Raw genomic sequence first — 22988 nt, forward strand, 5'->3', positions numbered from 1 at the left:
GTCCCCTCCTTACGACGAGCGTCACGCGGGTGCGCGGCACGCGATTACAGATTGGCGAGCTTCTCCAGTACGGGGGCGGCGGCGCGGACTTTCGCCCACTCGTCGTCGTCGAGTCCGTCGACCAGTCCGGCCAGGAAGGCGTTGCGCTTGCGGCGGCTTTCCTCCAGCATCGCTTCGGCCTGTTCGGTTCTGGTGACGACCTTCTGGCGCCGGTCCTCGGGGTGCGGCTCAAGCCGGACCAGCCCCTTGGCCTCCAGCAGGGCCACGATGCGGGTCATCGAGGGCGGCTGGACATGTTCCTTGCGGGCGAGTTCGCCCGGGGTCGCCTTGCCGCAGACGGACAGGGTGCCGAGCACCGACATCTCGGTCGGGCTCAGCGACTCGTCGACCCGCTGGTGCTTGAGCCGACGGGACAGCCGCATCACGGCGGAGCGGAGGGAGTTCACGGCGGCAGCGTCGTCGCCATGGGTAAGGTCCGGCATGTTCCTTAGAGTAACTCATTACTCTGACTAAAGACCAATGCCCGTGCACAGGATGCCCGTGACTCCGGCCACTAATCCAGGAGATCACTCATATGGGTGATGTGGATGCGGAACGTGACACACCACGCGCACGGCTGCAGCGACCCTCGACTGCATGGGGACCAGCGTGCTCAGCCTGCGGATAGACCACGACCTGCTGGAACGGCTCCGTCACCATGCCGCCAGGAGGGGAATGAGCGTCCAGGACTATGTGATTCGGACGCTCATCCGGGACGACTTCGACGAACGGTTCCAGACCGCCGTCGAGGAGACGGAGAAGTTCTACGGGGTCACCTGAGCCCGGACCGCCCGGGACCGGACTGTCCGAAAACGGGCCGGCATCCGGCCCGACCCGCCCGAGACCCGACCGCCCGGGCCCGACCCGCCCGAGCCGGGAGCGCCCGCGGCCGGCTCAGGTCAGGCCGAGCGCCGGCATCAGGTAGTAGAAGGCGAAGACCACCGAGACGACGTACATCGGTACGGGGATCTCCCGGCCGCGGCCGGCCGCCAGGCGCAGCACCACGAAGGTGAGGAAGCCCATGCCGATGCCGTTGGTGATCGAGTACGTGAACGGCATCATCAGCATGGTGACGAAGGCCGGGATCGCGATGGTGTGATCGGCCCAGTCGATCTCCTTGACCGAGCCCGACAGGATCAGGAAGCCGACCGCGAGCAGCGCGGGCGTGGCCGCCTGGGACGGCACCATCGTGGCGACCGGCGTCAGGAACAGGGCCAGCGCGAACAGCGCGCCGGTGACGACGTTGGCGAAGCCGGTGCGCGCCCCCTCGCCGACCCCCGCCGTGGACTCGACGAAGCAGGTGGTGGCCGAGGAGGAGCTGGCCCCGCCGGCGGCCACGGCGATGCCGTCCACGAAGAGGACCTTGTTGATGCCGGGCAGCTGACCCTGGGCGTCGGTCAGCTTCGCCTCGTCGCCGACGCCCATGATCGTGCCCATGGCGTCGAAGAAGCAGGACAGCAGGACGGTGAAGACGAAGAGGACGCCGGTCAGGACGCCGACCTTGCCGAACCCGCCGAACAGACTGACCTTGCCGAGGAGCCCGAAGTCCGGGGTGGAGACCGGGTTGCCCGGCCACTTCGGGGTGGTCAGGCCCCAGGAGGGCACCTTGGCGACGGCGTTGATGATCAGCGCGAGCACGGTCATCGAGACGATGGAGATGAGGATCGCGCCGGACACCTTGCGCACGATCAGCGCCAGGGTGAGCAGCGAGCCGAGCACGAAGACCAGCACCGGCCAGCCGTTGAGGTGCCCGTCCCCGCCGAGCTGGAGCGGGACGGTGGTCTGCGCGACGTCCGGGATGCGGCTGACGAAGCCGGAGTCGACGAGCCCGATCAGCATGATGAACAGGCCGATGCCGATGGAGATGGCCTTGCGCAGGCCGTAGGGCACCGCGTTCATCACGCGTTCGCGCAGGCCGGTGGCGACGAGCAGCATGACGACGAATCCGGCGAGGACGACCATGCCCATGGCGTCCGGCCAGGACATCCGGGGCGCGAGCTGGAGCGCGACGACGGAGTTCACGCCGAGGCCGGCGGCGAGGGCGATCGGCACGTTGCCGATCACGCCCATCAGCAGGGTGGTGAAGGCGGCGGTCACCGCGGTCGCCGTCACCAGCTGGCCGTGATCGAGGTGATGCCCGTACATGTCCTTCGCGCTGCCGAGGATGATCGGGTTCAGCACGATGATGTACGCCATGGCGAAGAACGTGGCGAAGCCGCCACGGACCTCGCGCGCCAGGCTGCTGCCGCGCTCGGAGATCTTGAAGTACCGGTCGAGGGCGCCGAGGACCGGCGCCCCGCCCGGCCCTTCCGGGGCCGGGACCTTGGCAGCTGCCGAGGTGGACATACGAGACCTCTTCACCAACGGACTCCCCCCACCACGTTGGAGTTTCCTACGAAAAGATACGGCCGGAGACAAACGGGTTCAGTATGAACGTATGAGGTTCTAGATCGCTATCCTCGCGCGTAGACCCGTGTGGCGACAGGCCACGGCGGAATGCGGCAGGCCACGGCGGAGTCCCCCGCGGGCTGCTCGTAAGCTGTGCGCATGGCCGCTCTCGATTCGGGAACCCCCAAGCACGAGGCACCGGAGCCCCTGGAAGGCCCCGTGGTCGCCACCATCACCGGCGGCACGATCATCTGGTTCGTCCTCTTCCTCGTCCAGCTCCCCTTCTACGGCTGGTTCGCCGACCACGGCCACACCTGGTGGCTGTGGACCTGCCTGACCGGCGGCGGCCTCGGCCTGATCGGCGTCTGGTACGTCCGCAGGCGGGACGCGGCGATCAAGCGGGGGGCGGGGCAGACGGCCGAGGCGGCCCCTACGGAGTGACCCAGGGGGCGACCCCAGGGAGTGAGTCAGGGAGCGGCCCACGGATGACCGAGTCCGGCCGCGGATGACGGGTCCGGCCACGGATGGCGGGTCCGGCCACGGATGGCGGGTCCGGCCACGGATGGCGGGTCCGGGCCCATCCCCGGGGCCGACCCCGCGAACCGGTCCGATCGACACGGCCCCGGAGTCCCGGCTTCAGCGCCGACGACCGTACCGCCGCGCCGAGGCCGGATCAGCCCCGCGGTTGGCTGTCAGCCCGCACCGCCCGGTCGAACCGGGCCGCCCAGTCGCGGAGCCGGTCGACCAGTTCGGCCGGTTCGAGCACCCGGAACTCGGTGCCGAGAGCGCCCAGGGCCAGGGCCGGCCAGTCCAGCGAGTCGGTGGTCATGCGGACCCGGCAGTGTTCGGCGTCCACCTCCTCGACCGTGGCCCACCGCCCGATCCGTTCCCGTACGGTCGCGGCCGGGGCATCCACCAGGGCCGCCACCCGGTACGGGCGCGGCAGGTTGCCGATCCCCGCGCGGACGAACTCCGCGGCGTCGGCGGCGGGCAGGGTGCGCGGGCGGAACGGAGCGCCGGTGCCCTGCGGCACCGTGAGCCGGTCGACCCGGAAGCTGCGCCAGTCCTGCCGGGTGAGGTCGTACGCGACCAGATACCAGCGGCGCTCCAGGCGGACCAGGCGGTGCGGCTCGACGTGCCGGTCGGTGCGGCGGCCGTCGGCGGGCGTGTAGACGAAGCGCAGTTGTTCGCTGTCCCGGCAGGTCAGCGCGAGTGTGGTGAGCACGCCCGGGTCGACGCCCGTCGGGGCCGGGGTGCCCCAGCCGGCCGGTACGGTCATCGCGCGCAGCGCCTCGACCCGGCGACGCAGCCGGGTGGGCATCACCTGCACCACCTTGGCCAGCACCCGGACCGAGGACTCGGCGATGCCCTCGACCGCGCCCTCCGCGGCGGTGTGCAACCCGAGGGCCAGGGCGACCGCCTCGTCGTCGTCGATCACCAGTGGCGGCAGCGCGGCGCCCGCGGCGAGCTGGTAGCCGCCGTCGACGCCGCGCTGCGCCTCCACCGGGTAGCCCAGCTCGCGCAGCCGGTCGATGTCCCGGCGCAGCGTGCGGACCGAGACGGCGAGCCGGTCGGCCAGTTCGGCGCCCGGCCAGTAGCGGTGGGTCTGCAAGAGGGACAGCAGTCGCAGCGTCCGGGTGCTGGTGTTCGCCATGCCTCCGATTCTCCCCTGGATTCAGGACAGAAACTGTCCGCTGTGGCCCCTACCGTCGTTGTCGACCGAGGAACACGGGACCAACCGAAGGCGGAAGACCATGACCGAGACCCTGAACCCGAGCGAGTCGGCGAGCCTCACCGGCGAGCGCGCCGACCTGCTGCGGACGCTGAACAAGCACCGGCACTTCCTGCGCTTCACCACCCGCGACCTCACCGACGAGCAGGCCGGACGGCGGAGCACCGTCAGCGCGCTGTGCCTGGGCGGCCTGATCAAACACGTCACCGCGGTGGAGCGGAGCTGGGTGAACTTCATCCTGGACGGCCCGTCGGCCATGCCCGACTTCTCCGCCATGACCGAGGCCGACTTCGCCGCGCGGGCCGACGAGTTCCGGCTGCTGCCCGGCGAGACGCTGGCCGGCGTGCTGGCCGAGTACGCGGCGGTGGCCGACCGGACCGACGAGCTGATCGCCCTCCTGCCCGACCTGGACGCGACCCAGCCGCTGCCGAACGCCCCGTGGTTCGAGCCCGGCGTCCGCTGGTCGGCCCGCCAGGTGCTGCTGCACCTCATCGCCGAGACCGCGCAGCACGCCGGGCACGCCGACATCATCCGCGAGGGCCTGGACGGCGCCAAGTCGATGGGCTGAACGGGGAGCGGGAGGGGGACACGATGAACGCCGCTGCGCCGATCCCGCCGGTCCTGGAGGCCGACCGCGGGATCGGCCGGGCGAGTGTCCGCCGGCTCGTGGATCCCCGGCACCCGGTGCTCCTACCACCGCACGACCCCGGGTCCTCCTCAGGTCGGATCTTCCGGCCCCCCGGCGGGTGAAGCCGCAAAACCGCACGTACCGTCGATTGCATGACGCACATCGACGCGGGCGCCGAACTCGACCCGGTGCACCCGGTACCCGTCCCGTCGACCCCCTCGACCGGTCTGACCAGTGCCGCAGTCGCCGAGCGGGTCGAGCGCGGCCAGGTCAACGACGTACCGGTCCGTTCCAGCCGTTCCCTGGCCGAGATCGTCCGCGCGAACGTCTTCACCCGCTTCAACGCGATCATCGGCGTCCTGTGGCTGATCATGCTGTTCGTCGCCCCGATCCAGGACGGCCTCTTCGGCTTCGTGATCCTGGCCAACACCGGCATCGGCATCATCCAGGAATGGCGTGCCAAGCAGACCCTCGACTCGCTCGCGGTCATCGGCGAGACCCGCCCGACCGTCCGCCGCGACGGCGCCGCCGTCGAGATCAGCACCTCCGAGATCGTCCTCGACGACCTCATCGAGATCGGCCCCGGGGACAAGGTCGTCGTCGACGGCAGGTGCGCCGAGGCCGACGGGCTGGAGGTCGACGAGTCCCTGCTGACCGGCGAGGCCGACCCCGTCGTCAAACACCCCGGCGACCCGGTCAGGTCCGGCAGCTTCGTCGTCGCCGGCGGCGGCGCCTTCGTCGCCACCAAGGTCGGCCGCGAGGCGTACGCCGCCCAGCTCGCCGAGGAGGCCTCCCGCTTCACCCTCGTCCACTCCGAGCTGCGCAGCGGCATCTCGACCATCCTCAAGTACGTCACCTGGATGATGGTCCCGGCCGCCGTCGGCCTGGTGATCACCCAGCTCGTCGTCAAGAACAACAACCTGAAGGACGCCGTCGCCCGCACCGTCGGCGGCATCGTCCCGATGGTCCCGGAGGGCCTGGTCCTGCTCACCTCCGTCGCCTTCGCGATCGGCGTGATCCGGCTCGGCCGCAAGCAGTGCCTCGTCCAGGAGCTGCCCGCCATCGAGGGCCTCGCCCGCATCGACACCGTCTGCCTCGACAAGACCGGCACGCTCACCGAGGGCGGCATGGACGTCACCGAGCTGCGCCCGCTCGGCGACAGCGACGAGACGTACGTACGCAAGGTGCTCGGCGCGCTCGGCGAATCGGATCCCCGGCCCAATGCCTCCCTCCAGGCGATCATCGACGCCTACCCGGACAGCGAGGACTGGCGCTGCGTGGAGTCGCTGCCCTTCTCCTCCGCCCGCAAGTACAGCGGGGCCTCCTTCAGCGAGGGCGGCGGCGAGAACAGCACCTGGCTGCTCGGCGCCCCGGACGTGCTGCTCACCGACGGCGACCCGGCGCTGGCCGAGACCGAACGGCTCAACGAGCAGGGCCTGAGGGTCCTGCTGCTGGCCCGCGCGGTGCGGGACCTGGACGACACCGACGTCGCCAAGGGCGCCCACGCCGCCGCCCTGGTCGTCCTGGAGCAGCGGCTGCGGCCCGACGCCGCCGACACCCTGCGCTACTTCGCCGACCAGAACGTCCGCGCCAAGGTCATCTCCGGCGACAACGCGGTGTCGGTCGGGGCGGTCGCCGCCAAGATCGGGCTCAGCGGGGCGACGGTGGACGCGCGCCGGCTGCCCGCCGAGCGGACCGAGATGGCCGACGCGCTCGACCGGGCGACCGTCTTCGGCCGGGTCACCCCGCAGCAGAAACGGGACATGGTCGGCGCGCTCCAGTTCCACGGGCACACGGTGGCGATGACCGGCGACGGCGTGAACGACGTCCTCGCCCTCAAGGACGCCGACATCGGCGTCGCGATGGGCTCCGGCTCCGAGGCGACCCGCGCGGTCGCCCAGATCGTGCTGCTCGACAACAGCTTCGCCACGCTGCCGTCGGTGGTCGCCGAGGGCCGCCGGGTCATCGGCAACATCACCCGGGTGGCCACGCTGTTCCTGGTGAAGACCGTCTACTCGGTCCTGCTGGCGCTGCTGGTGGTGTGCTGGCAGGTCGAGTACCCCTTCCTGCCCCGGCACCTGACCCTGCTGTCCACCCTGACCATCGGCGTCCCGGCCTTCTTCCTGGCGCTCGCCCCCAACCACGAACGGGCCCAGCCCCACTTCGTACGGCGGGTGATGCGCTACTCGATCCCCGGCGGGGTGGTCGCCGGTCTCGCGACCTTCGCTACGTACCTGCTCGCCCGGCACTACTACACCGGCCCGGACGCGCTGCCCGCGCAGACCAGCGCGGCGACCCTCACGCTGTTCCTGATCTCGATGTGGGTGCTGGCGATCATCGCCCGCCCCTACACCTGGTGGCGGGTGGCCCTGGTCGCCGCGATGGGCGTGGCCTTCCTGTTCGTCCTGGCGGTGCCCGCCCTGCAGAGTTTCTTCGCGCTGAAGCTGGTCGGGGTCACCATGCCGTGGACGGCGGTGGGCGTCGCGGTGATCGCCTGCGCGGTCCTGGAGTTCCTGTGGCGGTGGGTGGACCGCCGGGCCCGGGTCTGACCGTACCTCCCGGGCCGGACGGGGCCGGACGGGGCCGGAACGGAACGGGCCGCGCCCGGCCGATGACACCGACCGGACACGGCCCGAACCGCCGCTGCTACTGCACGTCGACCACTGCTTCAGACTTCAGGTCGACCACTGCTGCAGGTCGACTACTACCTCACGTCGACGTAGTCACCGGCGGCGCTGACCGCGGCGGTGTTCGTGGTGCCCGCGAAGCTGTAACGGTAGTAACCGTCGGCGGACGCCGTGACCGTGGTCTTCAGCGTGCCCGTGGAGCTGGTCTTGATGGTCTTCAGCGTGGTGTAGGTGCTGGAGCCCGCCTTGCGGAACTGGAGCTTGACCGGCTGCGAGGCGTAGCCCTGGTAGATGCTCCGGTCCCAGTTGGCCCGGGTCAGCTTGCCGGTGACCGTGAGGGTCCGGCCCTTCTTCACCGGCTCGGGCGAGGCGTCGGTCGTCAGCATGGCGTTGTGCAGCACCTGAGTGCTGGCGAGGTTGCCCTTGTCCGCCACGCCGACCTTGCTGATGTCGAAGGTGCTGGAGCCCGGGTTCTGGCCGTTGTACGCGATGGCCAGCGCCGCGCCCTTCCAGGTGCCCGCTTCCGTGTTCGCCAGGTCGCCCTCGCCGGGGTACACGTCGATCTTGCCGGTGCAGGCGGCGGTGGTGGTGGAGGTCACCTTGCACGTGGCGGGGTTGTCGCCGAACAGCATGTTGGTCGGCGTGTCGAACGAGCCGCGGTAGATGTAGGGGCCGGTGGCGAAGTCGGTGGCCGTGATGTCGACGTCCGCGCCGTGGGTCATCGTGTAGGTGGCCGTGAAGACGACGTGGCCGCCGATACCGAACTTGACCGACTTGGCGACCTTGAAGTTGGAGAAGGAGGCGTTCAGGGCGTACGGAGCGTCGGCGGCGGTCGTGGCGGCACGGAACGCGGCCTTGCCGGGGGTCGCCGAGTGCGCGGCCCGCAGGACCGCGGCGGCGTCCGCCTTGTACGACGAGTCGGCCGTGGCGGCGTGCGCGCCCGGCATGGCGAACGCGGACAGGGCCAGGGCGCCGGAGACGGCGGCCACGGTGGCACGAATACGCATGTGTGTTTCCCCAGTGGAGAAAAGGGCCCGGCGCCGGTGGTCCCTCGCGGTCCGACGTCGGCGCTGGGCGCAGTGATGGTGGAGTCTGCTGACTCCACGTCGTGAGATCAGCGAGCGGGGCGAAGGGTTGTAGGGGTAGATGAAGATTTTGTAAGCGCCTTACCCGCGCGCCCCGCCCTGCGCCCCACCTGTGCGTACCACCTCTGCGCTCGCCCGGCGCCCTCAGTCGAACCAGCGGTCCCGGGCCAACTCCTCCGTACGGGACGGGTCTTCCAGCAGCGCCGCCACCTCGAAGCGGCGCGGCCACTGCCCGGCCGCCCAGGCGAGACCCGCGGCCACGCCCTCCAGGGTGGCGGCGTGCAGCACGCCGTCGGCGGTGCGGCGCCAGTCGATCTCGACGCCGTCCACGACGAGTTCGTCGTGCTCGACGTAGGTGTCCGGGGTACGCGGGCCGAGCAGCACCCGCACCGGGTCCGGCACCTCGTGCTCGGTGCCCGCCGAGTCCACCTGCCCGGTGACGGACTCGCTCAGTCGCCGCACCTGGAAGAGGTCGGCCAGCTCCTCGGCCCGGGCGGGCCGCACCGGCAGCAGCGGGACACCGGAGGTGAAAGGCAGCAGATCGGGCGAGTCGACGACCACGGCGTCGGCCGCGTCCACCACCTCGGTCCGGCCGTCGACGACCGCCCGCAGCTCGTCCGGCAGGGTCACCTGTTCCGGGTCCAGCTCGGCCAGCGCGCTGTACAGGCCGTGCAGTTGGGCCGGGGTGACGGGCCGCTCCGGGTCGGCGAGCCGGTCCAGCAGCTCGGCCGCGCCGCCGGGCTCGTCGAGCAGCGCGGCGACGGAGGTCCGCACGCCCAGTGCCCGCAGCACCTGCTCGTCCTCGAAGCCGGTCGCGTCGGCCTCGTCGTACAGCCCGCGCAGCAGCGGGTCGCCGCCCGCGGCGAGCAGCCCGGCGGGCCGCCGGCCGGCCAGCACCGGGTGCCCGCGCAGCCACCAGGCGGTATAGGGCCGTACGACCTCGTGGGTGCCGTCGGGCAGCAGGATCCGCACCGGCTGGGTGAGCGCGTCGCGCAGCGGCGGGCGGGCGAGCAGGGCGAGGGCCTGCGGCCACTGGTCGTCGTCGACGAGGTCGAGGTCGCGCACGGCGACCAGTTCGGTGGCCACCGGCGGGACCGGGGTGTCCGGGAAGCGGTCGAGGATGTCCTCGCACCACACGTCCACGGCGTCCAGCAGGCCCGCGTCGTCCGGTTCGGCATAGTCGCCCTCGCGGGGCTCAAGCTCGTCCGGGTCGAGGACCACGTCCGTGGCCCGCACCAGCGCGAAGTCGGCCAGTACGCCGCAGGCGGCCAACGGCTGCCCGCCCCACTTCTCGGCCAGTTCCGCGTCCACGGCGGCCAGTTCGTCCGCGCGGACGACCCGGGCGAACGGGCTGCCGGGCAGCACCAGTTCACCGGCGGGGGCGAGTTCGCCGTCCTCGTCGGGCAGCGCCAGGGCGCCCAGCCAGGGCTCGTCGCCCGGTTCCAGGCCGGCGTCCCGGACCAGGGCGAGGACGGTGTCCGCCAGTTCCTCGGCGTCGAGGGCGTCCTCCTCCCAGGCGATGCCGCCGTCGTCGTCCAGGGAGGCGGCGACCGCGGCCCGTACCTGGGGCGTGGTCAGCACCGCGCGCGGGGTCGCGGGCAGCGCGCCGAGCTTCTCCAGGATCGGGTGCGCGGCGTCCGGATGGGCGACCTTCAGACCGAGCCGGGCGAGCGTGCCCGGGTCGATGCGGGCGGCGTCCGGGGTGGGCAGCAGCACCTGGCGGGGGCCGATGGTGGTACGTCCGCCCCCGAAGCCCTGGGCGGCGTCCCCGGCGAGCGGGACGGGCAGCCCGGACAGCCGGTCCGGGTCCACCCCGGCGAGGCTGTCGTAGAGCCGCCGCCACCAGTCGGGCTCCTTCTCCAGACCGGCCAGCCGGTCGATCGCCTCGGCGAGCGGGAGCCGGGCGACGCCCAGCGTGCGCAGTTCGACGCGGCGTTCGAGACCGGCGGGCAGCAGGGTCGGCAGCACCTCGGCCAGCACCCGTACGGTGTCGGCGCCCGCGCCCTCGACGATCTCGGCGTCCCGGGGCCGCAGCGCCTCGGACAGCGCCTCCGGCAGTTCCTCGGGCAGCGCCCCGGGCAGCTCGGCGTCCTGCTCGGCAAAGAGTGCGGCGGGCGGTACGGCGGGCGGCAGGAACGGCGTGCGCGGCAGCCGGTCGAGGATCGCCTGCCGCAGCCTGCCGTCGAGTTCGCCCTTGCCGAGGGGTCCCGGCACCAGGTCGATGACGCCTTCGGTCACCGGCCACCAGCCGGCGAGGAGTTCGGCGTACGCGTCCGCCGCGCGCTCGGCCAGGAAGTCGGTGAGCGGGCCCGGGGCGGCGTGCCGGCGGGTGGTGTCCAGCGGGAACGAGGCGATGAGCAGGGCGGGTACGCCGAGCGGTTCGTCGCTGGGGGTGGGCGCGTGCACGACGGGCGCAGTGCGCGGCCGGACCGGCCGCTGGTCCTCGTCCACGGGGACGGCCCAGGTCACCGACCAGTGCGGGCGCAGCCGTTCCTCCACCGGGCGGTCGGCGAGCAGGTCGGGGGTGAGCGGGCCGTGCGCTTCGGCGGTACGCCAGCGGGTCGTGCCCTCGCGGGAGTCCTCCACGACGGTGACGGTGCCCTCGTCGCGCCGGCGCAGGGTGCGCACGGTGTCCGTCTCGACGACGACTTCGGCCAGGCCGGGCAGGGCGAGCAGCAGGGCGTCGTCGACGGCGTTCAGGAGGCGTTCGGCGAGATCGGTGGCGGCGGCGTCGCGCAGCGGCAGGATCACGACCGTGTCGTACGGGTCGGGGGCGGTGCCCTCGGCGGGGAACGGGAGACGCAGCAGGGGCACGTGGCCGTCGCGGCGGCGGATCTCGTCGCCGAGGCCGGGGCTGCGCCCGGCGGTCTCGGCGGCCAGTTCGCGGGCCTCGGCGAGGGACCAGCGGACGCCGCCGTGGCGGCCCACGACGGCGGGCTCGTCGGTGACGGCGAGCACGGAGGCGAAGCCGACGCCGAACCGGCCGACGGCGCCGTGGGCGGCGTCGGCGGCAGCGGCGTCGGCGTCGCGTTTCGCGGAGGCGCGGAGGGTGGCGAGGGATTCGACGCCGGGTGCGTCCAGCGGGGCGCCGGTGTTGGCGGCGAACAGGACGCCGTCGCGCAGGGTGAGCCGGAGCCGGCCGGGCACCCGGGCGCGGGCCGCGGCGTCGGCGGCGTTCTGGGCGAGTTCGATCACGAGCCGGTCGCGGTAGCCGCCGAGGACGAGGTCTTCCTCCGCGTTGGCGTCCTCGCGGAAGCGGGCGGGGCTGGTGGCCCAGGCGTCGAGTACACCGCGGCGCAGACGGGCCGTGCCGAAGGGATCGGCACCCTCGGCCGCGGGCCGCACGAACTTGCTCACGTTAACTCTCCATCGTCGGCGTGACGACGAAGGTACCGCCTGCCGGGTACGGCTGCGCCATCTGTCCGGCGGCGGGCCACCGCCCGGCACCGGCCCGCCGCCGTCGGCCACTGCCGGGGAGCGCACCGGTCGCCGAGCCGTCCCTGAACCTCAGTACCCCGACGACGTGCGGGGGACGGACGGGAGCATCGGGGTACTGAGGGAACGGCCGATTCCCCGCCCTCCCCGACCGGGCGCGGCATGACCGCTACGAATGACCGAGTTCCGCTGTCTCCTCGTCGGGGACCGCCGGGACCGAACCCGAGTCCGGGGCCGGGCGCAGCGGGAAGGCGTCGACCCGCGTCTCGTCGATCACCGGGGCCGGCGGCTGGGGCGGCTTCGGCATGACCGCCGCCTCCGAGTGGCCGCCGCAGCCGTAGGAGAGGGCGACGATCCGGCCGTCCGCCGGGGAGAACTCGTTCGCGCACAGGCCGAACGCCTGGCCCAGGGAGCCGCCGATCGGAACCAGGAAGCCACAGCTGACGCAGGCCGCGGGCGCCGCCTGGGCCATGGGGGTCTGCGCGCCGAACGCCTCCTCCCAGCGGTCGGCGGCGACGTGCAGGCCGTAGCGGGACAGGACCCGGGCGCGGCGCATGCCCAGTTCCTCGGCGACGGACGCGATGGAACCCCGGCTGGGCGCCGTCGGGAGGTTCGCCGGGGCGCCCGCGGTGACCTCGGCGTCCTCCGCCTCCGCCAGTTCCGCCAGTTCCTGCGACACGGCGGAGTCCGCCGGCGGCTGGTCCTCGCCGGAGTAGCCGGGCTCCAGGCGCGGGTCCTCGGCCTCGGTCGGCAGGAGATCGCCGGGGCCCAGGTCGCCGGGGCGCAGGCGTTCGCTCCAGGGCACCCACTCGGGGGCGAGCAGCGCGTCGGAACCGGGCAGCAGGACCGCCTCGTCGAGCGTGACCACCTTGGCGCGGGAGGCGCGGGCCACGGTCACCGCCCAGCGCCAGCCGCGATAGCCCAGTTCCTTGCACTCGAAGAAGTGCGTGACAACACGGTCGCCCTCGGACACCAGTCCCGAGTGCTCGCCGACCACGCCGGGCGCGGCGGCCTCCTCGGCTGCGGCGCGGGCGAGGTCGACGGCCTCGGCGCACAGGCGGTCGGGGGTGCGGCTTCGCGTTGTCGCTGCGCTCACAGGTATCGCTTCTCTCCTACGCCGTCTCATGGGTGCGCTGCCGGAAGGCGGTGGAGCGGACGGAGCGGACCTGTGGGCCGCATCGACGCCCGCGTCCGATCGCGCTCGGACGCACCTCTGCCATCCATTCTGCGGGATGGCTGAGATACGCACGCTACCTGTTCGCGTGCCTTCGGCCTACACCGACGGCCGCTTCCCGGCCCCGCCGTGCCGTTTCCGGCCTGTCGGGCGGGGCCGGGAACCTCTGAGAAGCCCGTGAAACCCCGGGTGACTCCGGGAATCGCCGAGGAATCCCGGGGAGCACCGGGGAGCAGAGAAGGAATCGCGACGAATCCCGACGGACTTCGTGGAACTTCGGGCAAACACCGGGAAACAGCGAGGAGCCCCGGCGGGTCCCGGCCGCACCCCGCCGTCCGGGCGGCTCACCGACTGTGACGTCCCCGACTCGCGAGGGCGACCAGTGCTCGGGAAACGGATTCTCGGGGCACTATGAACGTCGTGGCAGCCGCGAGGTCGTCCCCGGGCACCACCCGCGTCGGCGGGGTCAAGGGGAGCAGGCGAGGTGGCGGTGCGGGCCGGATGGGCGGTGCCGCCCGCGTGGTCGGCCATGTCCTGCACGGCCCGGCCCGCTCCATCCGCAGGGCCACGAACGCGAACGGCGCCGGCGAGTCCGGGCTCGGCAAGCTGATCGAGTTGCACGCCGTCAACGGCGCCGGCGACGTGATGATCACCGTGGCGCTCGCCTCCACGGTGTTCTTCTCGGTGCCGACGGACGAGGCCCGCGGCCGGGTCGCGCTCTACCTCGCGATCACCATGGCCCCCTTCACCGTCCTGGCGCCGGTGATCGGCCCGCTCCTGGACCGGCTGCCGCACGGCCGGCGTGCCGCGATGGCCGCCGCGATGCTGGCCCGCGCCCTGCTGGCGCTGATCATCGCCGGGTCGGTGGCGACCGGCAGCCTGGAGCTGTACCCGGCCGCGCTCGGCGTGCTCGTGGCGTCGAAGGCGTACGGCGTGGTCCGCAGCGCCGTCGTGCCCCGGCTGCTGCCGCCCCGTTTCTCCCTGGTGAAGGCGAACTCGCGGGTCACCCTCGGCGGTCTGCTGGCCACCGGGGCGGCCGCGCCGATCGGCGCGGGACTGCACGCCATCGGCGACCCCTGGCCGCTGTACGGCGCCTTCGTGATCTTCGTGGCGGGTACGGTCCTGTCGTTCTCCCTGCCCCGGAAGGTGGACTCCGCCCGGGGCGAGGACACCGCGCTGCTCGCCGCGGGCGAGGAGCGCCTGCGCGGTCCGCGCCGCACCCGGGCGAGGCGTCCGGGGCTGCGCACGGTCGGCCCGGCGGTCACCCACGCGCTGGCCGCGAACGCCGCCCTGCGCTGCCTCTCCGGCTTTCTGATCTTCTTCCTCGCCTTCCTGCTGCGCGAGCATCCGCTGACCGGCGGGAGCGCGGCGGTGTCGCTCGGCATAGTGGGCGTCGCGGCCGGCGCGGGCAACGCGCTCGGCACGGCGGTCGGGGCCTGGCTGCGGAACCGGGCACCGGAGATCATCATCGTGACCGTGGTCGCGGTGGCGCTCGGCACGGTGGTGGTCACCACGGTCTTCTTCGGTGCGTTCCTGGTGGCCTGCCTGGCCGCGGTCGCCGGGTTCGCCCAGGCGCTGGCCAAGCTGTGCCTGGACGCGCTGATCCAGCGGGACGTGCCGGAGCCGGTGCGCACCTCGGCGTTCGCGCGCTCGGAGACGCTGCTGCAGATGGCCTGGGTGTTCGGCGGCGCCGTCGGCATCGTGATGCCGCTGAACGGCACCCTCGGCCTGGCGGTGGCCGCGGCCCTGGTCGCCGCGGGCTGGCTCACCACGCTGCGGGGCCTGCTCGACTCGGCCCGGCACGGCGGGGCGTCCCGGCCGCGAGTGGCGTAACGAAGCGGCGTAACGAAGCGGGCACGCCGCACCCCACATGGAAAGTCGGCCGAGGGCGCCCGATAGCCTTCGGCCATGACCATGCAATCCGCTCCGCGACGCCGCCGCGCCGTCGCCGCCGCCGGCGCCGTCTGCGCCGGACTGCTTGTCCTCACGGCGTGCGAGAAGCCGACCCCGATCGCCACGATCAGTGTCGGCACCAACTCGGTCAACTCCGAAGCCACCTGCTACAACGACGGCAAGGTCCTGGACCAGAGCACCCTCACCAAGTGCCTCCAGGCCACCGACATCAAGTCCATCACCGTGGACCCCGACGACACGGTCCGCCTCGGCGTCGACCCGAAGATCGCGGACAACAAGTGGACGATCCTGATGAACGGCCAGCCCCTCACCGACGCCAGCACCAAGACGTACCGCACGGTCCCCGGCAGCGTCTTCTTCAACGCCCAGTACGGCGCGCAGGGCAACTCGACCCTGGTGTCGATCAAGGAGGGCGACAAGGACGTCACGGGGCTGTGGAACTTCAAGCTGAAGAAGGCCTCCTGACCACGTCCGGGACACGCATCCTGGTGGCCACCGCGGTCCCCGCCGAACGGGACGCGGTGGCCCGGGCGCTGCACGGCACCGCCCGCGAGGTACACCTGCCGGGCGCCACGCTCCAGCGGATCGCCGGCCGCCACCCGTACGACCTGCTCGCCGCGGGCGTCGGACCCGGCCGCGCCGCCGCCTCCACCGCCGCCGCCCTCACCGCCGCGGCCCTGGACGGCACCCCGTACACCCTGGTCGTGTGCGCCGGGATCGCGGGCGGCTTCGGGTCCGCGGCCCCCGTCGGATCGCTCGTCGTCGCCGACGAGATCACCACGGCCGACCTGGGCGCCGAGACCGCCGACGGCTTCCTCCCGATCACCGGACTCGGCTTCGGAACCGTCAGCCACCGTCCACCAAATTCACTCGTACGGGCCGTGACCGCCGCGCTCGAAGCGCCCGCCGGGGCCGTGCTCACCGTCTCGACCATCACCGGCAGCACCGCCCGCGCCGACGCGCTGCGCGCCCGTCACCCCCGGGCGCTGGCCGAGGCCATGGAGGGCTTCGGGGTCGCCGAGGCCGCCGCCGCGCACGGGGTGCCCGTCCTCGAAGTACGCGCGGTGTCCAACCCGGTCGGTCCGCGCGACCGCGCCGCCTGGCGCATCGGCGAGGCCCTCGCCGCCCTCACCGAGGGCTTCGGGAAGCTCGCGCCCGTACTGGAGAGTTGGAACCCACATGAGCCCTGAGAGCCGACCGCTGCAGATCGCCTACTCCCCCTGCCCGAACGACACCTTCGTCTTCGACGCCCTCGCCCACGGCCGGGTCCCCGGCGCACCCGCCCTCGACGTCACCTTCGCCGACATCGACGTCACCAACGGCATGGCCGAGCGCGGCGAGTTCGACGTGCTGAAGGTGTCGTACGCGGTGCTGCCGTACATCCTCGGCGAGTACGCGCTGCTGCCCTCCGGCGGCGCGCTGGGCCGGGGCTGCGGGCCCCTGGTCCTCACCCGCGAAGCCGCTGACGGCGGGCTCACCGGCCGCACGGTCGCCGTGCCCAGCGAGAAGTCGACCGCGTACCTGCTGTTCCGGCTGTGGGCCGCGGACACCCAGCCGGACGGCGTCGGCGAGATCGTCGTGATGCCGTTCCACGAGATCATGCCGGCCGTCCGGGACGGCAAGGTCGACGCCGGACTCGTCATCCACGAGGCGCGGTTCACCTACCAGAACTACGGGCTGCACAAGCTCGCGGACCTGGGCGAACACTGGGAGGCCGGCACCGGCCTGCCGATCCCGCTGGGCGCCATCGTCGCCAAACGGTCGCTGGGCGCGGACACGCTGCGGCTGCTCGCCGAGTCGATCCACACCTCCGTGCACGCCGCCTGGCAGGACCCCGAGGCTTCCCGGCCGTACGTCATGGAGCACGCCCAGGAAATGGACCCGGCCGTCGCCGACCAGCACATCGGGCTGTACGTCAACGAGTTCACGTCCGGCCTCGGCGAGGACGGATACGCGGCGGTCCGGGGCCTGCTCACCCGCGCGGCGGCCGAAGGGCTCGTCCCGCCCCTCGGCCCGACCGCGCTCGCTTTCCCCTGACGCGCCCGATTTCCCCGGCCCGCCCGGTTTTCCCCGGGGGCGCCGCTATACGTCCAGCTGATCGGCGACCGCGCGCAGCAGCCCGCCGATCTGCTTACCGGCGGCCTTGTCGGGGTAACGGCCCTTCTCCAGCATCGGCGTGATGTTCTCCAGAAGGGTCGTCAGGTCCTGCACGATGGAGGCCAATTCGTCCGGCTTCTTGCGCTGGGCCGCCGCGACCGACGGGGTCGGATCGAGGATGACCACCGAGAGCGCCTGGTCACCGCGTTGACCGGCGACCACGCCGAACTCCACGCGTTGTCCCGGCTTGAGCGAATCGACTCCGGCGGGGAGAACCGAGGAATGGACGAAGACATCACCGCCGTCGTCACGGGAGAGAAAGCCGAAGCCCTTCTCGCTGTTGAACCACTTGACCTTGCCAGTCGGCAAAGCACACACTCCCTCGTTCGCTCCCGGACTGACCCCGGACGCCCTTGAACTGCCGTCGGACCACCTTACCGGGGGTCTCTCCAGCGGAACATGCCTTAAAACGGCACTGAGCCCCCATGCTCCGTGTGTGGCGCGATAGCGGCTCGGAGAAAACCCCTGGACGCCGTATCCAGGGGTGCCCGACTCCTCGTACGCACACTCGCACGCGCACGCGTACTCGCCGGAAAGCCACTTCGGAAAACAGCCCGTGAGAGCACTCGGGCGGGCCCGTCCGCGACCCGCCCGATACCAGGGCCAATGGGTCTTCGGGCGGGTGTCAGGACGTCGCCCGGCTGTTCCTTGGCACCGGGAACTACCCTGGTCCTGTGCGTGACAAAACCCAAGCGAATTCCGCCGCGCCCGGTGACGGACTGATCCGCGCCGGCGCCGTGGTCTTCTTCCTCGGCGCCGTGGCCACTCTCGTCACCGTGGCCCCGCTGTTCCTGGGCGCGAAGCCTTTTCCGCCGTACATGTACGGCTTGTGCATGCTCATGGGCGTCGGATTCCTGGTGGCCGGCGCGGGCGTCCTGCGGTCGGTCGCCGCGGGACGGCGTCAGGCGCGGGGCGCCTCGCGGTAACCGGCCAGCCAGCGCGGGAACGCGGACAGGTCGTCCAGGACGACGTCCGCGCCCGCGGTGTGCAGTTCGTCCGCGCCGCACGGACCGGTGGCCACCGCCACGGAGACCGCGCCTGCGGTGCGCGCGCCGCGTACGTCGCCGACGTGATCGCCCACGTAGACGCTCGCCCCGTGCTCGCGCAGCGCCTCCGCCTTGCGCTCCGCCCACAGGTCGCCGACGACCGCGTCGGGCTCGATGCCGAGGTGACTCAGGTGCAGCTTGGCGTTGGGCTCGTACTTCGCGGTGACCACGATCGCTCGCCCACCCACCGCACGCACCGCCTCCACCGCCTCGCGAGCACCGGGCATCGCGGGGGTCGCGGTGATGGCGATCGACGGGTACATCTCGCGGTACAGGTCGGACACCGAAACAATCTGCTCGGCCGGAAACCAGTTGATCAGCTCATCGGCAAGCGGCGGACCCAGCCGGGTGACGGCCAGATCGGCATCGATGAAGACCCCCGTCCGCTCCGCCAACGCCATGTAGCAGGCGTGGATGCCGGGCCGCGAGTCGATCAGGGTCATGTCGAGGTCGAATCCAACGGTGAGCACACGAGAAGTCATATGCGCCATTGTGCCCACCCCCCACATCCCACCCCCCGAAGGGGCGCGAGGAACTGCGCGACCAGCCACGACCCACCCGCACCGACAAACAACACAAGCCACCCCACGGCCCACGACCTCCGTCCCACCCCGCCACCCAACCCCGACAACCCCAACCCACACAGGGGCGCGAGGAACTGCGCGACCAGCCACGACACACCCGCACCCGACGAACAACACAAACCCCCCGAACCCAATCCCACCTCGCAACCCCACCCCGCAACCCCAACCCCCCAAAGGGGCGCGGGGAACTGCGCACCCAGCCACAACCCACCCGCACCCAAAAAACAGCACAAACCCCCAAAAACCAAACCCGCCCAAGCCCAGCGCTCAGCGAACCCGTTGGGAACGCCACACCACATACAACGCCGACCCCAAAGCCGCCGCCCGCACGACCCACGGCCACGTCTCGCCCAGCGCGTCGCTCATGTGCCCCTGCGCGATGGGAGCGCCCCAGCGGCCCTCGTTCCGGCCCCACAGCCAGACAAGCCCGCCCGTCAACGCCAGGCCGGGCACCACCATGACGGCCCATTTGCTCTCCGCCGGAGTGAGCCGACGGGAGCCGTAGGCGATGAGCCAGCCGAGGATCAGTGCGAACCAGTTGCCGAGCACCGCGCCGACGACGAGGGCCACGGCGGCGAGCAGGAGCAGCGGGTTGGTCCAGCCCCCGGCCGGACCGGGCAGGGACAGCCGGCGACGCGCCGACGAGCCGGCGGCCTCGGCGGCGGGCTCGGGCTCCGCTTCTCCGGTCTTCCGCTGCCCGGCCTTCCCGCCGGCTCCCTTCCCGGACTTGCCGCCGGCCTTCCCGGCCGTCTTGCCTCCGGCCTTCCCCTCGGCCCCCGGCCCCCCTTCCCCCTCTTCCTCTTCCGCTTCCTCTTCCTTCGGCGGCAGCTTGAGCAGTTCGGGGATCTCCACGCCCCCGACGAACCCGGGCACCTCGTCACCGGGCCCGAACGGGCTGTCGCCCACCCTCCACCAGTCGGGCCGGAGCGCGCCGTCGCCGAAGCCGCCCACCCCGGGGAACGGGATCGGCGCGGGAACGTCGGGGCGGTCCGGTGCCTCCGGTTCGGCCGGACGCGGCCGGGGCACGACCCGGCGCAGCCCCCGGCCCTTCTCCTTCTCCTTGGGCCCCCGCTCCCCCGCCCTGCCGTCGCGCGCGCCCTTGTCGCGGCCGAGCAGCCCCTTCGGCTCGGGGTCGCGCGGCGCGGGCTGCACGGGCACGGACGCGGGCGGCGGCTGCGGAACCCCGGTGTCCCCGCCCGCCGCCGCGACGACCTCGTCCGGCGTGCCCAGCCGGTCGAGGATGCGGCGGACGGCGGCGGGACTGTCCACGGAGGCTCTGGCCCGGTGCTGGTCGATCTCGTTGCGCAGCCCCGAGACCAGCCTCATCCGGGTGGCGGACGACAACTGCTGCTGCTGCGCCACGTCGCCGACCCGGCTCAGATACTCGAAGACGACCTGGTCGCTCTCGATCCCCACGAAGCCCCTCCGGGGGTTGGCGTAGTGAACCCCGACGGTTGACGTTACCGCGAGCCCCGCGCCGCCCGGGACGGCGGCCGGGTCACGGCGCACACCGACCCGCACCGTACGGCCGCGACCGGGGGCGACGCCGGTAACGTAAGTCAGATGAGCACCGAGGACCGTCCGGCGCCCCGTTCGCTCGCGGAAGCGCTCCGCGTGCGCGACGACGCCTCCCTGGCCGCGCTGCTGCGCAGCCGACCCGACCTCATCACCCCCGTGCCCACCGACCTCACCCAGCTCGCCACCCGGGCGGGCACCCGGGCCTCGGTCCTGCGCGCCCTGGAACGCCTGGACCTCTTCACCCTCCAGACGGCGCAGGCCCTGGCCGTGGCGCCGGACCCGGCGGGCTACGGCGAACTGCTGGGCCTGATGGCCGGCGACAGCGGTGACCGGGCCGTCGCCGCCGTCCTGCCCGGCGCCCTCGCCGTCCTGCGCGAACAGGCCCTGGTGTGGGGCGACGACGACCGGCTGCGCCTGGTGCGCACGGCCCGCGAGGTGCTCGCCCCGTCGGCGCAGCATCCGTCGCCGACCGGTCTCGGGCCGACCGTGCAGGAGGCCACCGCGGGCATGTCGCCCGGCCGGATCCAGGAGATCGTGGCGGCGGCGGGCCTGCCCTCGACCCATGACTCGGTCTCCGCCGTGGCCGCGCTGGCCGGCCTGTTCACCGACCGCGGGCGGCTGACCGCCGTGCTCGACCAGGCGCCGGAGGGCTCCCGCGAGGTGCTGGCCCGGCTCGTCTGGGGGCCGCCGTACGGGCAGGTCACCGCCGAGCCGGGCGGCCATCTGCGCTGGCTGCTGGACCGGGGCCTGCTGCTGCCGACGGCGCCCGGCACGGTCGTCCTGCCCCGCGAGGTAGCCCTGCACCTGCGGGCGGGCCTGGCCCACCGCACGCCCGCGGCGGCACCGCCGCCCGTGGAGCCGGCCGCGACGCATCCCGCGCAGACCGTGGACGCGACGGCGGCCGGGCAGGCGTACACCGCGCTGGCGACCGTCGAGGAGTTGCTGACGTACTGGGACGAGGGCGGCCCGGCGGTGCTGCGGGCCGGCGGGCTCAGCGTCCGGGACCTGAAGCGGACGGCCGTCGCCCTCGACGTGTCCGAACCGGTCGCCGCCCACTGGGTCGAACTCGCCTACGCCGCGGGCCTGCTGGCCTGCGACGGTGAGGCCGACGAGCGGTACGCGGCGACCCCGGCCTACGACGAGTGGCTGGAGCGGTCCCCGGCCGAGCGCTGGGCACGGCTCGCACAGGCGTGGCTGACGGCGACCCGGACGCCGGGGCTGGTCGGCGGGCGGGACGCGAAGGACCGTACGTTGTCGGCGCTGGGCCCGGGCCTGGACCGCTCCGCGACGCCCGAGGTGCGGCACCGGGTGCTGGGGCTGCTGGCCTGGCTGCCGGAGGGCGCCGCCCCGGCGCACGACGCGGTGCTGGCGCGGCTGCGATGGGAGCGTCCGCTGCGGGGCGCGACGGCGGCTGGGGCGCGGGACGGCGCCCGGCCGCAGAACGGTGACGACGACCTGCGCTCCCGGATCGCCCGCTGGACGCTGACGGAGGCGGAGCTGCTGGGCATCACGGGCCGCGGCGCCCTGTCGTCCCACGGCCGCGCGCTGCTCGGCACGCCCGCATTCGCCCACGGACCCGCGCCCGCTGTGAAGGGCAGCCGCACAGCCGACGGTGATCGGGCCGACGGGCCCGGGGACAAGCTGCCCGCCCACCACCGGCGGCGCCCGCCCGGCCCCCGCGACCTCCTCTCCCCGGCCGAGCAGTCGGCCGCGTACGCCGCCGCCGTCGGGCTGCTCGCCCCGCTGCTGCCCGAGCCGCTGGACCACGTCCTGCTCCAGGCGGACCTGACCGCGGTGGCGCCGGGGCCGCTGGAGAGACCGCTGGCCGCGACGCTGGGCGTGCTCGCGGACGTGGAGTCAAAGGGCGGCGCGACGGTCTACCGCTTCACGCCCGAGACCGTGCGCCGCGCCCTGGACGCCGGGCGGACCGCCGCCGACCTGCACGCCTTCCTCACCACGCACTCCCGTACGCCGGTCCCGCAGCCGCTGGCGTACCTGATCGACGACGTGGCGCGCAAACACGGCCGGCTGCGGGTGGGCGCGGCATCCGCGTACGTCCGCTGCGACGACGACGCCCTGCTGAACGAGATCCTCGCCGACAAGCGGTCGGCCGCGCTGCGCCTGCGCCGCCTGGCCCCGACCGTGCTGGCCACGCCGGCCGACCCGGCGACGCTCCTGGAGGGCCTGCGCGCGATGGGCTACGCCCCCGCCGCCGAGTCCGCCGAGGGCGATGTGCTGATCGCCCGCGCGCACGCGCACCGCACCCCGCCCAGGGCCGCCCCCGAGCCGGTCCCGGACGGGCCGCCCACCCCCGATCCGACCCTGCTGTCCGCGGCGATCCGCGCGATCCGCGCGGGCGACCTGGCCGCCACGGCTCCGCGCAAGCCCGCGGGCACCCCCGAGGCGGGCGGCGACCTGCCCCGCACCGGCCCGGCCGACACCCTGGCCACCATGCAGGCCGCCGTGCTGACCGGCGAGTCCCTGTGGATCGGGTACGTGAACGCCGAGGGCGCCGCCAGCCAGCGGGTCATCGCGCCCATCCGGGTCGAGGGCGGCTTCGTGACGGCGTACGACCACACGGCGGACGAGGTACGCACCTACCCGCTGCACCGGGTGACCGGGGTCGCGGAGCTGGCGGACGGCTGACCCGGCGGGCCCCGC

Annotated in this window: 19 protein-coding genes; 10 read left to right on the top strand and 9 right to left on the bottom strand. The window is 73.1% G+C overall.

Translation table 11 applies throughout. The annotated features are described in order from the left end of the window. Positions 1-44: 44 nt before the first annotated feature. On the bottom strand, positions 45-482 hold the full coding sequence (locus tag ACFYPJ_RS17600) for a MarR family winged helix-turn-helix transcriptional regulator (RefSeq protein ID WP_389017307.1): 438 nt from the start codon (positions 480-482) through the stop codon (positions 45-47). Between the two features lie 154 nt (positions 483-636). Between ACFYPJ_RS17600 and ACFYPJ_RS17605 the strand changes: the two genes are divergently transcribed. After that, positions 637-819, top strand: a complete 183-nt coding sequence (locus ACFYPJ_RS17605; protein ID WP_376532558.1) for a ribbon-helix-helix protein, CopG family — start codon at positions 637-639, stop codon at positions 817-819. Between the two features lie 114 nt (positions 820-933). On the opposite strand, the gene ACFYPJ_RS17610 is transcribed toward ACFYPJ_RS17605, so the two are convergent. Beyond that, positions 934-2385 carry an NCS2 family permease gene (locus ACFYPJ_RS17610; protein ID WP_389017311.1) on the bottom strand — a complete coding sequence of 484 codons (1452 nt, stop codon included), beginning with the start codon at positions 2383-2385 and terminating at the stop codon, positions 934-936. Positions 2386-2586: 201 nt separating this feature from the next. On the opposite strand from ACFYPJ_RS17610, the gene ACFYPJ_RS17615 reads away from it, so the two are divergent. After that, positions 2587-2868: a DUF2530 domain-containing protein gene (locus tag ACFYPJ_RS17615; protein WP_389017314.1), complete on the top strand. Its 282-nt coding sequence runs from the start codon at positions 2587-2589 to the stop codon at positions 2866-2868. A 232-nt stretch (positions 2869-3100) separates the two neighbouring features. Here the strand turns inward: ACFYPJ_RS17615 and ACFYPJ_RS17620 are convergent, their stop codons facing one another. After that, positions 3101-4081 (bottom strand): helix-turn-helix transcriptional regulator, encoded by a 981-nt coding sequence (locus ACFYPJ_RS17620; RefSeq protein WP_389017317.1) that lies wholly within the window; start codon positions 4079-4081, stop codon positions 3101-3103. 100 nt (positions 4082-4181) lie between these two features. Here ACFYPJ_RS17620 and ACFYPJ_RS17625 point away from each other — a divergent pair, with 100 nt between their 5' ends. Both ACFYPJ_RS17625 and ACFYPJ_RS17630 read left to right on the top strand, forming a co-directional pair. After that, entirely contained in the window at positions 4182-4727 is a 546-nt protein-coding gene (locus ACFYPJ_RS17625; RefSeq protein WP_389017320.1) for a DinB family protein, read from the top strand. 212 nt (positions 4728-4939) lie between these two features. Continuing rightward, positions 4940-7336 (top strand): cation-translocating P-type ATPase, encoded by a 2397-nt coding sequence (locus ACFYPJ_RS17630; RefSeq protein ID WP_389017322.1) that lies wholly within the window; start codon positions 4940-4942, stop codon positions 7334-7336. 155 nt (positions 7337-7491) lie between these two features. Here the strand turns inward: ACFYPJ_RS17630 and ACFYPJ_RS17635 are convergent, their stop codons facing one another. The 3 genes from ACFYPJ_RS17635 to ACFYPJ_RS17645 form a co-directional block, all read right to left on the bottom strand. Beyond that, positions 7492-8421, bottom strand: a complete 930-nt coding sequence (locus ACFYPJ_RS17635) for a hypothetical protein (RefSeq protein WP_389017325.1) — start codon at positions 8419-8421, stop codon at positions 7492-7494. A gap of 222 nt (positions 8422-8643) precedes the next feature. Further along, a complete protein-coding gene (locus ACFYPJ_RS17640) occupies positions 8644-11856 on the bottom strand; it encodes a sacsin N-terminal ATP-binding-like domain-containing protein (RefSeq protein ID WP_389017328.1) in 3213 nt (1070 codons plus the stop codon). Between the two features lie 247 nt (positions 11857-12103). Beyond that, complete coding sequence (locus ACFYPJ_RS17645) at positions 12104-13030, bottom strand: DUF3027 domain-containing protein (RefSeq protein ID WP_389017331.1); 927 nt, start codon at positions 13028-13030, stop codon at positions 12104-12106. A gap of 498 nt (positions 13031-13528) precedes the next feature. Between ACFYPJ_RS17645 and ACFYPJ_RS17650 the strand changes: the two genes are divergently transcribed. The 4 genes from ACFYPJ_RS17650 (at position 13529) to ACFYPJ_RS17665 (ending at position 17059) form a co-directional block, all read left to right on the top strand. Continuing rightward, positions 13529-14941 (top strand): MFS transporter, encoded by a 1413-nt coding sequence (locus tag ACFYPJ_RS17650; RefSeq protein ID WP_389017334.1) that lies wholly within the window; start codon positions 13529-13531, stop codon positions 14939-14941. A gap of 75 nt (positions 14942-15016) precedes the next feature. Next, positions 15017-15487 (top strand): DUF2771 domain-containing protein, encoded by a 471-nt coding sequence (locus ACFYPJ_RS17655; RefSeq protein WP_389017337.1) that lies wholly within the window; start codon positions 15017-15019, stop codon positions 15485-15487. After that, positions 15457-16212 (top strand): futalosine hydrolase, encoded by a 756-nt coding sequence (locus tag ACFYPJ_RS17660; RefSeq protein ID WP_389017340.1) that lies wholly within the window; start codon positions 15457-15459, stop codon positions 16210-16212. The genes ACFYPJ_RS17655 and ACFYPJ_RS17660 overlap by 31 nt, the downstream gene beginning before the upstream one ends. Continuing rightward, a complete protein-coding gene (locus ACFYPJ_RS17665) occupies positions 16202-17059 on the top strand; it encodes a 1,4-dihydroxy-6-naphthoate synthase (RefSeq protein WP_389017343.1) in 858 nt (285 codons plus the stop codon). The genes ACFYPJ_RS17660 and ACFYPJ_RS17665 overlap by 11 nt, the downstream gene beginning before the upstream one ends. 45 nt (positions 17060-17104) lie before the next feature. Here the strand turns inward: ACFYPJ_RS17665 and ACFYPJ_RS17670 are convergent, their stop codons facing one another. After that, positions 17105-17488 carry a cold-shock protein gene (locus ACFYPJ_RS17670; RefSeq protein ID WP_389017346.1) on the bottom strand — a complete coding sequence of 128 codons (384 nt, stop codon included), beginning with the start codon at positions 17486-17488 and terminating at the stop codon, positions 17105-17107. 365 nt (positions 17489-17853) lie between these two features. On the opposite strand from ACFYPJ_RS17670, the gene ACFYPJ_RS17675 reads away from it, so the two are divergent. Further along, entirely contained in the window at positions 17854-18105 is a 252-nt protein-coding gene (locus ACFYPJ_RS17675; RefSeq protein ID WP_389017350.1) for a hypothetical protein, read from the top strand. Here the strand turns inward: ACFYPJ_RS17675 and ACFYPJ_RS17680 are convergent. Beyond that, positions 18081-18716 carry an HAD family hydrolase gene (locus ACFYPJ_RS17680; protein WP_389017353.1) on the bottom strand — a complete coding sequence of 212 codons (636 nt, stop codon included), beginning with the start codon at positions 18714-18716 and terminating at the stop codon, positions 18081-18083. The genes ACFYPJ_RS17675 and ACFYPJ_RS17680 overlap by 25 nt on opposite strands. Positions 18717-19076: 360 nt before the next feature. Continuing rightward, complete coding sequence (locus ACFYPJ_RS17685) at positions 19077-20225, bottom strand: hypothetical protein (RefSeq protein ID WP_389017356.1); 1149 nt, start codon at positions 20223-20225, stop codon at positions 19077-19079. A gap of 147 nt (positions 20226-20372) precedes the next feature. Here ACFYPJ_RS17685 and ACFYPJ_RS17690 point away from each other — a divergent pair, with 147 nt between their 5' ends. Then, positions 20373-22973 (top strand): helicase-associated domain-containing protein, encoded by a 2601-nt coding sequence (locus ACFYPJ_RS17690; RefSeq protein WP_389017359.1) that lies wholly within the window; start codon positions 20373-20375, stop codon positions 22971-22973. Positions 22974-22988 lie beyond the last annotated feature (15 nt).

It is taken from the genome of Streptomyces sp. NPDC006012 (assembly GCF_042871185.1).
GTDB lineage: Bacteria > Actinomycetota > Actinomycetes > Streptomycetales > Streptomycetaceae > Streptomyces.